The 15,058-nt window shown below is 37.1% G+C and carries 12 protein-coding genes; 9 read left to right on the top strand and 3 right to left on the bottom strand.

Annotation, left to right across the window (positions count from 1 at the left end; all coding sequences use genetic code 11):
* The first annotated feature begins 5 nt into the window (after positions 1-5).
* The 5 genes from MMB68_RS11020 (at position 6) to MMB68_RS11040 (ending at position 7,237) form a co-directional block, all read left to right on the top strand.
* The gene (locus tag MMB68_RS11020; protein ID WP_014460409.1) at positions 6-881 is read left to right on the top strand and encodes a peptidylprolyl isomerase; all 876 of its coding nucleotides are present in this window, start codon (positions 6-8) and stop codon (positions 879-881) included.
* 368 nt (positions 882-1,249) lie between these two features.
* Positions 1,250-1,924 carry a response regulator transcription factor gene (locus tag MMB68_RS11025; protein WP_221782808.1) on the top strand — a complete coding sequence of 225 codons (675 nt, stop codon included), beginning with the start codon at positions 1,250-1,252 and terminating at the stop codon, positions 1,922-1,924.
* Positions 1,914-3,341 (top strand): sensor histidine kinase, encoded by a 1,428-nt coding sequence (locus tag MMB68_RS11030; protein WP_013056757.1) that lies wholly within the window; start codon positions 1,914-1,916, stop codon positions 3,339-3,341. The genes MMB68_RS11025 and MMB68_RS11030 overlap by 11 nt, the downstream gene beginning before the upstream one ends.
* A gap of 513 nt (positions 3,342-3,854) precedes the next feature.
* Entirely contained in the window at positions 3,855-5,219 is a 1,365-nt protein-coding gene (locus MMB68_RS11035; RefSeq protein WP_221782810.1) for an allantoinase, read from the top strand.
* Positions 5,220-5,746: 527 nt separating this feature from the next.
* Positions 5,747-7,237, top strand: a complete 1,491-nt coding sequence (locus MMB68_RS11040; RefSeq protein ID WP_221782812.1) for a peptide MFS transporter — start codon at positions 5,747-5,749, stop codon at positions 7,235-7,237.
* A gap of 26 nt (positions 7,238-7,263) precedes the next feature.
* Here the strand turns inward: MMB68_RS11040 and MMB68_RS11045 are convergent, their stop codons facing one another.
* Entirely contained in the window at positions 7,264-7,668 is a 405-nt protein-coding gene (locus MMB68_RS11045; protein ID WP_221782814.1) for a hypothetical protein, read from the bottom strand.
* A 496-nt stretch (positions 7,669-8,164) separates the two neighbouring features.
* Between MMB68_RS11045 and MMB68_RS11050 the strand changes: the two genes are divergently transcribed.
* Together MMB68_RS11050 and MMB68_RS11055 are read left to right on the top strand one after the other, a co-directional pair.
* Positions 8,165-9,874, top strand: a complete 1,710-nt coding sequence (locus MMB68_RS11050) for an NAD-dependent malic enzyme (RefSeq protein ID WP_221782816.1) — start codon at positions 8,165-8,167, stop codon at positions 9,872-9,874.
* Positions 9,875-10,017: 143 nt separating this feature from the next.
* Complete coding sequence (locus tag MMB68_RS11055) at positions 10,018-11,361, top strand: 2-hydroxycarboxylate transporter family protein (protein ID WP_013082898.1); 1,344 nt, start codon at positions 10,018-10,020, stop codon at positions 11,359-11,361.
* A gap of 47 nt (positions 11,362-11,408) precedes the next feature.
* Here MMB68_RS11055 and MMB68_RS11060 read toward each other — a convergent pair whose 3' ends face one another.
* Positions 11,409-12,230 carry a Cof-type HAD-IIB family hydrolase gene (locus MMB68_RS11060; protein ID WP_221782818.1) on the bottom strand — a complete coding sequence of 274 codons (822 nt, stop codon included), beginning with the start codon at positions 12,228-12,230 and terminating at the stop codon, positions 11,409-11,411.
* 398 nt (positions 12,231-12,628) lie between these two features.
* A complete protein-coding gene (locus MMB68_RS11065; RefSeq protein ID WP_221782820.1) occupies positions 12,629-13,654 on the bottom strand; it encodes an LLM class flavin-dependent oxidoreductase in 1,026 nt (341 codons plus the stop codon).
* 327 nt (positions 13,655-13,981) lie between these two features.
* Between MMB68_RS11065 and MMB68_RS11070 the strand changes: the two genes are divergently transcribed.
* Positions 13,982-14,512 (top strand): hypothetical protein, encoded by a 531-nt coding sequence (locus tag MMB68_RS11070; RefSeq protein ID WP_221782821.1) that lies wholly within the window; start codon positions 13,982-13,984, stop codon positions 14,510-14,512.
* A 10-nt stretch (positions 14,513-14,522) separates the two neighbouring features.
* Positions 14,523-15,047, top strand: coding sequence for a GNAT family N-acetyltransferase (locus MMB68_RS11075; protein WP_221782823.1), 525 nt, complete (start codon positions 14,523-14,525; stop codon positions 15,045-15,047).
* Positions 15,048-15,058 lie beyond the last annotated feature (11 nt).

Below are 15,058 nucleotides of genomic sequence, written 5' to 3' on the forward strand. Positions count from 1 at the left end.
TAACGATGTCTAAAAACAAAATAATTATGATTATTGCAGCCGTTGTGATTATTGCTGCAGTAGCTATTGGTGCCGTAGCAATGAATAAATCAAAGGTGGTTGCTACCGTTGGTGATGAAAAAATCACAAAAGATCAGCTGTACGATGCTCTTCTTGCTCAAGGAGGATCAAGCGTCCTTGATTCACTAATTGAACAAAAAGTCATTTCAAAAGAAGCAGCTAAACAAAATATTAAAGTAACCGATAAAGAAATTAATGCTGAATTAGAAAACCTTAAAAGTCAGTATGGGGGAGAAGATGCACTAAATCAAGCATTAGCATCTAGCGGTGTAAAATTGTCAGAGCTGAAAAAAGATTTAAAGACGAATATTGAAGCAAAAAAAATGGTCGAGTCGACTATTAGTATTAAAGATAGTGAAATGAAATCGTACTTTAATCAAAATAAAGATTCACTAGCTACAGAAGCACAAGTGAAAGCTAGCCACATCTTAGTAGCAGACGAAAAAACAGCAAAAGAAGTAAAGGCAAAGCTTGATAAAGGAGAAGATTTTGCTAAGCTAGCAAAAGAATATTCAACAGATACAGCTTCTAAATCAGATGGCGGAAACCTTGGATACTTCAAAAAAGGCGATATGGTCGAAGCATTTGCCAACAAAGCATTTTCAATGAAGGTAAATGAAGTAAGTGATCCTGTTAAAACAGAATACGGTTATCACATTATTAAAGTAACAGGCAAAAAAGAAGCGCAAAAAGCAACATATGAAAATAGCAAAGCAAAAATCAAGCAAACGCTGCTTGATCAAAAATACCAAACAGAGTATCCAACATGGTTACAAAAGCTAAAGAAAAAGTATGATATTACAAACAAACTTGATTCATAAATAATACCTTAACGAAATGAGGGGATGGATATGAAACAAACAGCGTCTTATAGTAAATTAGAAAAAATCGTCGAACAATTGAAGCACAGAGGTGTACGAGCTGAAATATGCCGGCGTGTTGTAAAGGTGACAGAAACTGTTAATGGATCAAATCCTTCATATTCAAATCAAATCGTTAGGCATTCATAAAGAGTACAAAAGATGCAAACTAGTAGACGGAAGTTTGCTCCCTTACTAAATACAGATAGGAAAAAGTAAAATAAGAAGAGATCAGTAGAGGCAGCTTGTTTCTGCTGATTCTTTTTGTATAATAAAGTAAACAAAAGGATGCAGCGACATGTATCGGATGAAGGAAGGAGTTACGCGGAATGAACGTATTGCTAGCAGAAGATGATTTGCAGCTAGGTGAATTAGTTAGTTATATGCTAAAGAAAAAAGGAGGCTATAACGTCGAATGGGTGACGGAAGGGAATGATGCATATGATTATGCATCTGAAGCGCATTATGATGTGTTGATTCTTGACTGGATGATGCCAAACGGAGACGGAATTGATGTATGTAAACGTCTAAGAAAAGAAGGATACGCGGGAGCTATTCTTATGTTAACAGCAAAAGATGCGGTTCAAGATCGTATACAAGGCTTAGATGCGGGAGCGGATGATTACGTTATTAAGCCATTTGAAATTGACGAGCTGCTTGCAAGGCTTCGCGCTTTGTCTCGTCGTAATTATGCACCAATTTTAGAAGAAGAAGTAGAGATTGCCAGCATGTTATTAAAAAGAGCAAGTCAAACCGTGCAGTTTGACGAGGAGTTTATTCAATTAAGTCCTCGTGAATTTCAACTGCTAGATTTTTTAGTGAAAAACAAAGGACAAGTTCTTTCTCGAGATATTATTTTAGACCGGGTATGGGGATATGAATCAGATGTTTCTATTAAAACGATTGATGCGACGGTTAAACTTTTGCGGAAAAAACTAGAGAAATTCAACAAACAGGATCTTATTCAAAGCATTCGCGGAGTAGGCTACAAAATTGAAAGCTAAACTCCTTACAAGAGCTAAACAGAAAGTAAAACAAAAAGTAAAGCAAGATTTATTCAGCCAGACGCAAAATCGTTTAACATTCCGATATAGCGCATTACTGATGCTGTTTCTGCTATTATTCGTGTTTATTGTTTATGCATTGGTGTATGTGGTTGTATCCAACAGTCAGCAGCAAAACTTAAATAGCATGCTAAAGCAAGAGTCTCGAATTGTCCAAAGCATCTTAATTAAACAAGCGATAAACAGCTCGAATCAGCAGTCAAAAGAAGAGTACAAAAACATTGTCGTAGCCGGTGAAGATCAGTTTTTTTATTATGTAATCAGCCCTGAAGGGGACCTTATTATGGGAAACGAAGCGAGCGAGCGGCTTCGCTCTAACTTACTAGATTTAATTGATGGGTGGATCCCTATTGAAAATGAAGTGAGGAAAGAACGAATAAAAGCCCCGCGTCCTAGTTTCGAACACATTGAAGGAGTAAAAGGGCAAAACGGGGAAGGCAAAATAGATATTGATTTGATGATGGCGGGTGAACCTATTTTTTATAAAGGTCAATTTTTAGGGATGCTTTATATTGGAAAAGACGTTTCATTTCTTTATCAGCTGTTAAAATGGCTCCTTATTATTATGTTAAGCCTTACCGTACTGTTTGTAGGAGTAGCCATTTATATCAGCCGCTTAATGTCAAAACGGGCTATGGTCCCAATTGAAACAGCTTTTCAAAAGCAAAAAGAGTTTGTGGCTGATGCATCCCACGAGTTAAGAACGCCGCTTAGCGTTATGCTTTCTTCTATCAATGCTTTAGAAATGCAGGAGGAAGTAACAGAAGATCCTTTTTCTAAAAAATTAATCAATAATATGAAAGCTGAAGTGAAGCGCATGACGAGTCTCGTCAGTGATTTGCTTACGCTTGCACGCTCAGACTCTAATAAAGTAGAAAAAGCAATGATGCCCTTTGATATTACAGATGCGGTACAAAAGGTAATGGAATCTGTTGAAACTCTAGCGATTTCCAAACATATTGATTTGCAGCTGGATACGCCGGAAAAATTAGTGGTAACTGGAGATCAAGAGCGTCTAACTCAGCTGATTTACATTTTGTTAGATAATGCGATTAAATATACGACTCCTCATGGAAGTGTAAACATTCAAGTGGTTCAGCATGGGAGTGAATGTATATTAAAAGTACGTGATACGGGCGTTGGGATCCATCCAGATGAAAAGGATCGGATTTTTGACCGCTTTTATCGTGCTGACAAATCGCGTTCCCGTCAAATGGGAGGTCATGGACTAGGCCTAGCAATCGCTAAATGGATCGTAGAAACACATAAAGGAAAAATTGATGTAGAAAGTGAACAGGAAAAAGGCAGTACATTTACAGTAAGATTGCCCATGTCACAAAAAGTGAAAAAGAGTTAAAAGAGGCTGTGACAAAAGGGTTTTAGTCGAAGGGAAATCCGAACAAGTTTGATTCTTGATGAGAAATCAAACTCGTTCGGATTTTTTATGGTTAGGATTTCACGTATGTAGTTGCTTCTAGCTGTTGATTGGTGGGTAAGGAGAAGACTTCTGCGGGAAAAGCGAAATAGGTGAGACCCAGCAGAAAGGAAAGGCTCGCACGGAAATCAACAGCAAGGTCAAAAGAATCTATACTAGCTCCTTTATCCAATTTGTTCGTCCATTGATTTAGTTATGTCTCAATCTCTTTTTAGTTAGTGAAAGTGACCAAATGAAAAAGAAAACTTTAGACAAAATGGCGAGTGTAAAAATCAGATAATTCAGTTATATTTACTAGCGTAATAACCAGTCTATGTGTCAGGTTTCTTTACAAGGATAAAGACTTTTTAAAGGAAACAATGCATGATAGAACAATAGCAGACTGCTTCGTTTAATAAGAAGATGGAGTAGTTAAATAAAGGGGAGTTTGATAACATGTACGATTTAATTATTCGGGATGGTTCGGTCGTATTAGAAGACGAAATAGTAAAAGCGGACATAGGTATTAAAAAAGGAAAGATTGCAGAAATAGCGCAAGGTGTTAGCATACCAGCAAAAAAATACGTAGATGCTAAAGGCAAATATGTTCTGCCTGGAATGATTGATATTCATGTGCATTTTGATGAACCGAGCCGAGATCATTGGGAAGGGTTTGACTACGGTTCAGCATCTATGGCCGCAGGAGGCTGCACTACATACTTTGATATGCCTTTAAACGGCGTCCCTCCGACCGTAACAGAAGCAGCGCTGCGGGAAAAGAAAAAGCTGGCTGATCAAAAGTCGGTAGTGGACTACGGTTTATGGGGAGGGTTGGTTCCTGGTAATAAAGAAGAATTAGCCAAAATGGCTCATTCGGGTGTAATAGGTTTTAAAGCATTTATGTCAGAAGCCGGTTCTGAATTTGATTTTTCAGATGACCTCACATTATACGAAGGAATGAAAGAGATTGCAAAACTAAATAAAGTGCTTGCCCTGCATGCTGAAAGAAATGACTTAATACAACAGCTTGAACAGGCTAAACAGAAGCAAAAACAAACGGCTATTAAAGATTATTTAGAAACGCGACCGGTTGTAGCAGAAGTAAACGCAGTAAAGCAAGCACTTGAGTACGGTGAAGAAACGGGATGTCCGCTTCACTTTGTACACATTAGTAGCTATGAAGCAGTGCAGCTTATTACGGAAGCAAAGAAGAATGGAATGAACGTTACGCTGGAAACTTGTCCGCATTATTTACTTTTTACAGAGGAAGACTTTGAAGAAATTGGCGTAACGGCTAAGTGTGCACCTCCTCTTCGCAGCAGGAGTCAAAAAGAAAAATTATGGGCTTGTATTCAATCAGAGGAAGTAGATATGATTTCTTCGGATCATTCTCCTTGCCCGATTGAGTTAAAAACAGCTCATCAGAATGATTTATTTAAAGTGTGGGGTGGAATATCAGGCGGTCAGTACTCTTTGCAAGCAATGATTAGTGAAGGAGCGATCACTAGAGGGATTTCTCTTTCTCACATTTCAAAGCTTGTATCAACCAATCCAGCTAAACGATTCGGCTTATATCCTAAAAAAGGAAGCATTTTGCTCGGATCCGATGCGGATTTGGTTATCGTTGATCTGGATCAAACTGAAAAAGTGACAAAAGAAGGAATGGTTTTCAAACATAAGCACAGTATATATGAAGGAACGGTATTTAATAGCGTTATTTTAACTACCATTAATAGAGGAACGATTGTATACACTAAAGAAGAAGGTGTGTTTCCTCTTCACAAAGGACAAATGGTAAATGGTGAATACGTAAAATTGTAGGCACAGTAAAAAAGAGATGAAAAATAAACCTTTTATCTCTTTTTTTACATAAAAAAATGAGGATGACTTATATTAAAAGTATTACATAGGTGAAAAAAGAGTATCTACTATAACAAAAGAGACATTTTTAAAGAAGGTTTTATTATTTTAAAAAAGTATATTTTTGATTGAGGGAAGCATAATTTAAAAAGAATAAAGCTTCTTTTTAAATATAAAGAAAAATTTCCCAAAAAGAAAAATATTATCTGGTTGTATGAAAAGTAGATAATCAGATGCTTTGTAATCAAGGGTTTTGTATAAAAAATTTTTCAAAAAGATATTTCAAGAAAAGAAATCTTGATTTAAAGCTTTTTATAGGTGCAATTTTATAACGAAAAACCGTATATTATGCACTCATTGTAAAATTCTGATATTGACAGAATCATTTTATAAGAATAAAATTTTCTTGTTTCTATTTTTTTATATCATCATAATTTTTTGACAGTTTTGTCTATGATGGTTTACGGTTGAAAGAGAGGTTAAGGAATATGTCGGTAGAGAGAGAAAAAGTGTATGAAACAGTTCCTCAAAAAGGATTCTTCGGACATCCTAAAGGTTTATTTACCTTGTTCTTTACAGAATTCTGGGAGCGTTTTTCATACTATGGAATGCGTGCGCTACTTGTATTGTACATGTACGATACAATTGCAAACGGTGGATTAGGAATGGAACAAGGAACCGCTTTAGCGATCTTTTCTATTTATGGTTCCCTTGTTTATATGTCTGGAATTATTGGCGGTTGGATTGCAGACCGCATTTTAGGTACGTCTAATACGGTGTTTTACGGCGGTATATTTATTATGCTCGGACATCTAGTGCTTGCGTTGCCAGCAGGTGTAACAGCGCTGTTTATTTCAATGTTCTTGATTATCATCGGAACAGGTTTATTAAAACCAAACGTTTCAAGCGTTGTGGGCGATATGTATAGCCCGACTGATAACCGTCGAGATGCTGGGTTTAGTATCTTCTATATGGGTGTAAATGCTGGAGCATTTATTGCGCCGCTAGTTGTTTCAACAGTAGGTGAAAAGTATAACTACCATTTAGGTTTTGGAATCGCGGCAGTAGGAATGCTTTTAGGTCTAATCGTATTTATGGCTACACGAGGCAAAAACCTAGGTCGTGCAGGTAGACAAGTTCCAAACCCTTTAAAACCAGAAGAACGCAAAAAAGTTTTTGGTACCATTGCACTTGTTGTAGTTGTACTGGCAATCTTTATTGTACTGACTTCTTTAGCGGGTATTTTAACTGTTGAAGGTGTTATTTTATTTGTAAGTATTTTAGCGATAGTTATTCCTATTATTTACTTTGTTGTTATGTATAAGAGCCCCAAGACAACAGCTGATGAGCGTTCACGCGTATTAGCGTACATTCCTCTTTTTGTCTCTGGAGTAATGTTCTGGGCGATTCAAGAGCAGGGGTCAACAATTTTAGCAACGTATGCAAAAGATCATACGCAGCTAACGTATGGTGGTTTTAAAATTCCAGTTGGCTGGTTCCAATCTTTAAATCCGCTATTCATTATTATATTTGCGCCAGTTTTTGCAGCGATCTGGGTAAAATTGGGAAACAGACAACCTTCTACACCAAAGAAGTTTTCATTAGGACTTTTATTTGCAGGGCTTTCTTTCCTTGTTATGGTTATCCCGGCTAGCATTCATGGAAATGAAACGTTAGCGAGCCCGCTATGGCTAGTGCTAAGCTTCTTCTTAGTTGTAGTTGGAGAGCTTTGTTTATCACCAGTAGGGCTATCAACTACAACAAAACTAGCACCTGCAGCGTTTTCTGCTCAGACAATGAGTTTATGGTTCCTAACAAGCGCAGCGGCGCAGGCAATCAATGCTCAGCTTGTTCAATATTATGAAAACATTTCGCAAGTTGTTTATTTCGCTGCATTGGGCGGAGTTTCGGTCATTTTAGGTGTAATTGTACTAATGATTTCGCCAAAAATTCAGCGTTTAATGAAAGGTGTTCAATAAAAAAACCGTCCTTAAGGGCGGTTTTTTTATGATTTATTTGAAAAGATATTCATGAAGGAGGCGTATGTCTGATCGTCTTCACCTTCGTAAAACGCAAGATTTAAAAGTCTGTTCAGTTTGTTTGTTGATTTTTCAGTTTCTGCAATAATTTGATGCATATGAGCAATCTTAGACATGGATCCGTTGCCATGCGCATTTTTGATTTGATTTAATGTTAAATGAAGTGATAAGACCTCTCGGCGAAGAGCTTGTCTTAATTCAGAGGAAGCCGGAATAAAAAAGCGTTTATAAAAATAACTCGCTTCTTCAAAAACCAATTCTCCATTTTCTAGCTCTTTAGCCGCAATTTCTTTAATTTCTTGATCGTCTAATCGACTGGACGCCTCTTCGATAAGAAATCCAAAAATAATAGCTGTATCTGGTTTTAGCATGCAATAACCTCCATTATTATAAAAAAGAACTATGTAGTTTATATGTATAAAGAGAAGAGAAAGAATATTCATAGTAATTTACTAATCAGCATAGACAAAAAAATAAAAATTATTCTTTTAAAGGTAAACTGAAATTATTTTAAAATAAATTTTTTATAATTAAACATTTTTCCCATATTAAAGAACTGTTTTAACTCTCAAAAAGAAATAACCATTGTAAATAAGGTTCTTAATACCTATATAAAAAGAAAATTAATAAAAGATATTAAATTCAGAAATTTCTACCTCTTTATAACTAAAAAATTGCTCTACTAAAATAGTTGACAGCAGAAATAGATAGGCATAAAATATACTATTGTCAAATGAATTAGCATGCTATTCATAAAAAGTTAACGGACATTTGAATAATATGTAATATCCATATAAGATGTTAATTACTTAAATCTAACCAACTTGTATGCTTGTCATACAAGTCTACAGAAAGGAAGATAGTCGTATGCGCAACGTATTTTTTGCAGATAATGAAACAATCGAAACGACTTTACGCGGGAAAGAAATTTTAGGAGCTCCAATGTTAAACAAAGGGGTAGCTTTTACAAAAGAAGAGCGCAAAACGTTAGGATTAGAAGGTTTACTTCCTCCAATGACTTTAACTTTAGATGAGCAAGCAAAACGTGCATATGAGCAATTTTTAGCTCAGCCAGATAACCTTGGTAAGAATGTATATTTAAACGATTTACAAAACCGTAATGCTGTATTATTTTATCGTTTATTGCAAGATCACTTAAAAGAAATGCTTCCTGTTGTTTATACACCAACAGTTGGACAAGCAATCCAAGAGTACAGCCACGAATATCGCCGTCCGGGTGGCGTATACTTATCAATCGATAATGTAGAGGGCATTGAAGAAGCTCTTAAAAATATCGATGCAAATAGTGAAGACATTGATTTAATGGTTATTACAGATTCAGAAAGTATTTTAGGAATTGGCGACTGGGGCGTTGGCGGTATTAATATTGCTATCGGTAAATTAGCCGTATACACAGCTGCAGCAGGAATCGACCCAAGCAGAGTACTTCCAGTTGTTCTTGATGTAGGAACAAACAACGAAAAATTATTAAATGATCCTTTATATATCGGAAACCGTCACGAACGTATCCGCGGTGAGCGCTATGATCATTTCGTAGATCAATTCATTTCAAAATCTCTTGAAATATTCCCTAATGCACTGTTACACTGGGAAGATTTCGGTAATGTAAATGCTCGTAACATTATTAACAAGTATGGAAAAGAAATTCTAACGTTTAATGATGATATCCAAGGAACAGGTGCTGTAACGCTTGCCGCTATTTTCTCAGCAGTTCAAGTGTCTAAAATGCCACTTCGTGACCACCGCGTTTTAATCTTTGGACCGGGTACAGCAGGTATCGGTATTGCAGACCAAGTTCGTGACGCAATGGTATTAGACGGTATTACAGAAGAAGAAGCATACAAAAACTTCTGGGCAGTTGATTTCCGAGGCCTTTTAACAGATGACATGGACGACTTATTAGGTTTCCAAACGCCTTATGCACGAAAAGCAGAAGAAGTGAAGGACTGGAACCGTGAAGAAGACAAAATTTCTCTTTTGGAAGTTGTCAGACAAATTAAGCCAACAATCTTAATTGGTACGTCTGGTGTAGCAGGCGCATTCTCAGAAGAAATCGTAAAAGAAATGGCGAAGCATGTAGAACGCCCAGCTATTTTACCGATGTCAAATCCAACTCCGCTTGCGGAAGCTACTCCTGAAAACTTATTAAATTGGACAGAAGGAAAAGCACTTGTAGCAACTGGCAGTCCATTTGAACCAGTTAAATACGATGGTGTAGAATATGAAATTGGTCAATCTAATAATGCTTTTGTTTTCCCAGGTCTTGGTCTTGGATCAATCGTGGTAAAAGCAGAAGTTATTACAGACAGTATGTTCGCAGCATGTGCACACGCTGTAGCTGAGATGGTAGACAGCAGCAAACCAGGTGCTTCATTACTACCGCGCGTAGAAGAATTACGTGAAGTATCATATAACGTTGCTTTAGCAGTTGCTAACGCAGCAATTAAAGATGGCGTTGCAAAAGAAGTTCCAACAGATGTTAAAGCGGCAGTAAAAGCAGCAATGTGGGAACCAACATACAAAGAAATTAAAGCTTTAGAAACAGTAAATGCTTAATTTTTAGATAGAAAAAGCACAGCTTCTGAAAAAAGAAGCTGTGCTTTTTTTAGTTACAAAAAGAATTCTTAAGTTACATAACGTATATAGTTTTTTGGAATTTGTGTATGATTCTCTATATTAGAACCACAGGGGGTTATGAGATGAATACAGCACGTAAATTGGAAACGTTTACTCAAGATTCACAGCCTGAAAATAAGGGTTTTTGGAACCGAATCAACAATATTAAAGTAGGAGTTATTCCTCTGCCGCTATACGTTTTACTTGCATTAATTGTATATGGTGCGGCCGTTTACAACGAGCTTCCTCCAGATATGATTGGCGGATTTGCGATTATTATGGTAATGGGAATGCTGCTTGGTGATTTAGGATTAAAAATTCCGATTTTAAAAGATATTGGCGGACCAGCTATTTTATCACTGCTTGTACCTTCCGTATTAGTTTTTTATAATGTTTTAAATCCCGCATCTATGGAAGCGGTAACAACTTTGATGAAGACATCAAACTTTTTATATCTTTATATTTCTTGTTTAGTAGCCGGAAGTATTCTTGGTATGAACCGCAAAGTTTTAATTCAAGGCTTTACACGTATGTTCGTACCGCTTGTATTAGGTACGCTAGCTGCTGTAGCTGCAGGCGTAGCTGTTGGGATGTTATTTGGCTACGGAGCAAAACATACATTTTTCTATATTGTTGTACCAATTATTGGAGGAGGGATTGGTGAAGGTATTTTACCGCTTTCACTTGCTTATTCTCAAATTTTAGGTAGTTCAGCAGAATCTTTTGTGTCGCAAATGATTCCAGCTGCTGTTATCGGAAACATCGTTGCTATCGTATGTGCTGGCTTAATGAAACGTCTAGGAGAGAAAAAGCCAGAATTAACAGGTAATGGAGTTCTTGTGAAGACAAAAGGCGGAGATGGCATCTCAGAAGATACAAATATCAAGAAACCAGTAGATTTTTCGTTAATGGGCGCAGGTCTTTTAATTGCATGTAGTTTCTTTATTTTCGGAGGCTTAGCACATAAGTTTTTAGGAATTCCAGGTCCAGTTTTAATGATCGTAGCGGCAACGCTAGTCAAATGTTTACAAGTAATGCCTGCTAAAATGGAGCAAGGTGCTTATCATATGTACAAATTCATTTCTACGAGCTTAACATGGCCGTTAATGGTAGGGCTAGGAATTTTGTATATTCCTCTTGAAGATGTAGTGAAAATTGTTACACCAGGTTATGTAGTCGTATGTGCTGCAGTTGTTATTGCTATGGTAGCAACGGGTTATTTTGTAGGTAAAATGATGAAAATGCACCCTGTAGATGCTGCTATTGTAACCGGCTGTCACAGCGGTTTAGGAGGTACGGGAGACGTAGCGATTTTATCAGCTTCCAACCGTATGTCACTTATGCCATTTGCTCAAGTAGCAACAAGACTTGGAGGCGCTTCCACTGTTATTTTAGCGACGCTTCTTATGAAACTGTTAGGAGTATAAAATCAAAACAAAAAAGCAGCTCGGTTCGTACGAGCTGCTTTTTTGTCTTATGAAATGCTAACAGGTTTTAAGATAAATTCTTCCACAACTTTTGCCACACCGTCATTCATGTTTGTATCTGTTACGTGGTTGGCTTTTTCTTTAATATCTTCAGGAGCATTTCCCATTGCTACGCCAAGGCCAGCAAATTCAATCATGGCAAGATCATTATAACTGTCGCCAATGGCAATCACTTCATCGCGTGTAATGCCAAGCTGTTGAATTAATAAGTGGAGACTTGTCCCTTTTGTGACGCCTTCTTCTGTAAATTCAAGGAAGTATGGTTTAGAGCGCATTACGCTTAGCTCTCCTTGAAGCTGCTTTTGAAGTTTCTTTTCAACGTGAACCAGCATTTCCGGTTCTGCAAGCATGAGTACTTTTACAACAGGTTCTGTAACGGCATCAGTAAAAGATGAAACAACACGGATCGGCAGACCTGTAATGTCACTTTCAATATCCGTAAATTTATTTTCTACTTCGGTTATAATTTCATTTCCCACGTACGTATGAATTAAAACGCCTTCTTCGCGGCTAATATCGTCGAGACGTGCAACGGTTCTCGGCGATAATGTGCTGCTAAATAGCTCTTCATTTGTTAGGCAATTAATGATTTTTGCCCCATTAAACGATAAAATAAAGCTTCCGTACTTTTCTAATTCTAGCTCTTTCGCAATGTGAACCATTCCGTAAGTTGGTCGTCCGGAAGCAAGTACAACTTTCACTCCCGATTCTTGCGCCTTCATTAATGCTTCTTTTGTGCGCGGAGAAATAGTGTGATCATCGCATAACAGTGTATCATCCAAATCTAAAACAATCATTTTGTAAGGCATATTTTTAAATTCCCTTCTTCTACTAGACTCATATCTTCATATGGTACTATAAAAAAACGTTTGATTCAATTTAATGATTTTTTGAAAAAATGAGAGGTATGTGTATACTTTGTTTGAACTCCTCGGAAGTAGATAAAACAAAGAAATTGAGGCATAACTAAATCACTCGAATCTACAGACGAACAAATGGGATAAATGATCTAGTATGGATGACTTGTTACACCGCTGGTGATTTCCGTGCAAGACTTCGCTTTGCCCTCCAATCACCAGCCAGAAGCAACTAAACACATGAAAGGTACGTTCTTCTTATCAATAAAAAAAACGCACTAATAATCGGTAATTTTGATTATTAGTGCGTTTTTTACTTCTACTAAAATACTTTTGTCTGAGCTTCTGAATTAGTAAGCAGCTAGAGTGTGATTAGTTTTCTGCACATCTCCTTCATTGAATGCTTCTTTTAAGAGCGTGTAAGATCGCTTTTTTTGTTCGAAATTTTGAATAGCAGTAAGTATGATAAATTCATCAATAGAAAATTCCCGTTTCAACGCTTGGAGCTTTTGACGAACGGTTTCTTTTGTACCGTATATGACGTTTGCTTCTTTTTCTTCAATTCGATAGCTTTCTTTGGACTGCTGACCAAATTCTTCTGCTTTTTCTTTGGAGCCTAATGTAGCGGACTTCCCATTTTGTAAATGTACTTTAAATATTTTTGTGCTGGATGCTAATGCTTTTGCTTCTTCTACGGTATCCGCTACGATGACGGAAAGCGCAACGACAAGCGAGCGTGCATGGGATGAAACGTGCTGATTATAGACAGAAATCGCTTCTTCCAGTACTTTTTGATCACCATTAATGAATTGAGCAAATACATAAGGAAGGTTTAGAGATGCCGCAAGCTCTGCGCTTGAAGCACTTGCTCCCAGTAAAAACATATCTGCTGCTTTTTGGGGCCTTGGATAGGCTTTTAAACCGTAAAGAGGGTGATCTTCCGGCAGCGTATCGTTTAGGTATTGTTTAAGTTCTATCAGTTTGTCTGTTAAGGACTTAGTGGGCTGAGAGTTTTGTTGCAAGGCTTGAGTAGAATGAGGTAGTCCTCCTGGTGCTCTGCCGATTCCAAGATCGATGCGATTTGGAGATAATGAGGCTAAAACGTTAAAATTTTCTGCTACTTTATAAGGGCTGTAGTGCTGAAGCATAACACCTCCTGAACCAATACGAATATGATGCGTTTTAGCGAGCAGGTGAGAAATTAACACTTCGGGTGATGATCCTACAACATGTTCAGAGTCATGATGCTCCGCTACCCAAAAACGATGGTAACCAAGTTCTTCTGCTAGCTGAGCTAATTGAATGGTATGCTGAAATGCATCTTCAGCACGTTCACCTTCATAACGTGGGCTTTGATCTAAAATACTTAATTTCACTGAAAACACTCCTTAAAGTTGATAAAAAAGGTAAGAATAATTGGGATTAATTTTAGCAAAGGATTTTCCAGATGAAAAGAGTTTTTTGAAAGAAAAATATTTTTTGAAAAATAAGTTGACTTTGCCATTTTGAGGCTATATAGTTGAATCATCAAACAGAAAAGCCGATAAAACAACTTGGATAAATAAGAATTGAGTGAGTATGTTTCAAAGACACTTCACTTTATTCTCCGGTTTTATCAAAGAAACAGTTAAAGCTGATTGGTCTACCAAAGGCTCCTGAGGAAACTCCAGGAGCCTTTTTGCTGTAAAAAGGAGGGGAAAAAAGTGAGCGATGTATGTATTTTATATAACGGAAGCTCCCATAATTATCAACAAATAGCCTCAGTGAAAGATGAGCTAGAAGCTTGCTTAACCTCAAAAGGAGTGCACGCAGAAGCTATCTCGTATCATGATGTACACGCTTTAACGGAGGAAGCTCAGAAAGAAGTAAAGGTATTCATTTCAAAAGTGAACCAAGCTAAAAGTATTGTCGTTCTGTTATCGGGAGTAAATGAAACATACGTAGAATCTTTTGAACGGCTAACAAAAATATTGCCGGAAGATTTATTGTATAAAAAAATACTTCTGCCAATTCTTATTGGTGAAAATGTGAATTCTTTACTAAAAGCTAAGTATGATTTAAAACTTTTAGCGTCTTTTTTAGGTAGACCTTACTGGCTCAGCAGTCTTTTTCTGCTGCATGAATACGTGTCTTTTGCAGGCATCAACAATATGAATGCCAAAAGTCGTTTAAAGGAAGCGGTGGATGAGCTGATTTACAAAGGGAATCTATCTCTTCAAACATTTATAAAATGAGGTGAAGAAAATGAGTGAATTATTTCGATTAGCAACCGTAGAAGATGCTGAAGAACTGTTGAATTTAACGCTTCGAGCATACGAGCCGATTCGAAAGCTAGGAATTAAATTTCCTGCTGCGACGGCAACGATTCAACTTGTAAAAGAAAACATTCAAAACAGCCGCTGCTACATTATAGAAATTAATGGAAAAATAGTAGCTACAATTACAGCAAGAACGTATAAAGAAATAACGAACTGGCCTTTCTTATGGTGGTTTGCGGTAGATCCTTTGGTTAAAAAGAAAGGAGTAGGTTCTAAACTCTTAACGTGGGTTGAAGAAACGGTTATTCGAGATCAACTGGGGGCTCCTGCTGTTACATTAGCTACTTCTGATCGACATCCATGGTTGATTCCTATGTATGAAAGAAAAGGGTATGAACGCTTTTTTGAAGTCGATCAAGGAGAAGAAGGAAAAGGCGTATTCTTAAGAAAGATCTTGCATCCCGAAAGATATGAGTTAGAAAAACACAAGGAGTTACAACAAGCTAATTAATAATTTAAAAG

It is taken from the genome of Priestia sp. Y58 (assembly GCF_029522095.1).
Taxonomy (GTDB): domain Bacteria; phylum Bacillota; class Bacilli; order Bacillales; family Bacillaceae_H; genus Priestia; species Priestia megaterium_E.

Excerpts from the sequence above, each read along its gene's own strand:
- MMB68_RS11020 (WP_014460409.1), top strand. The coding sequence starts at position 6 with ATGTCTAAAAACAAAATAATTATGATTATTGCAGCCGTTGTGATTATT.
- MMB68_RS11060 (WP_221782818.1), bottom strand. The coding sequence starts at position 12,230 with ATGCCTTACAAAATGATTGTTTTAGATTTGGATGATACACTGTTATGC.
- MMB68_RS11055 (WP_013082898.1), top strand. The coding sequence starts at position 10,018 with ATGAATACAGCACGTAAATTGGAAACGTTTACTCAAGATTCACAGCCT.
- MMB68_RS11045 (WP_221782814.1), bottom strand. The coding sequence starts at position 7,668 with ATGCTAAAACCAGATACAGCTATTATTTTTGGATTTCTTATCGAAGAG.
- MMB68_RS11075 (WP_221782823.1), top strand. The coding sequence starts at position 14,523 with ATGAGTGAATTATTTCGATTAGCAACCGTAGAAGATGCTGAAGAACTG.
- MMB68_RS11035 (WP_221782810.1), top strand. The coding sequence starts at position 3,855 with ATGTACGATTTAATTATTCGGGATGGTTCGGTCGTATTAGAAGACGAA.
- MMB68_RS11050 (WP_221782816.1), top strand. The coding sequence starts at position 8,165 with ATGCGCAACGTATTTTTTGCAGATAATGAAACAATCGAAACGACTTTA.
- MMB68_RS11040 (WP_221782812.1), top strand. The coding sequence starts at position 5,747 with ATGTCGGTAGAGAGAGAAAAAGTGTATGAAACAGTTCCTCAAAAAGGA.
- MMB68_RS11025 (WP_221782808.1), top strand. The coding sequence starts at position 1,250 with ATGAACGTATTGCTAGCAGAAGATGATTTGCAGCTAGGTGAATTAGTT.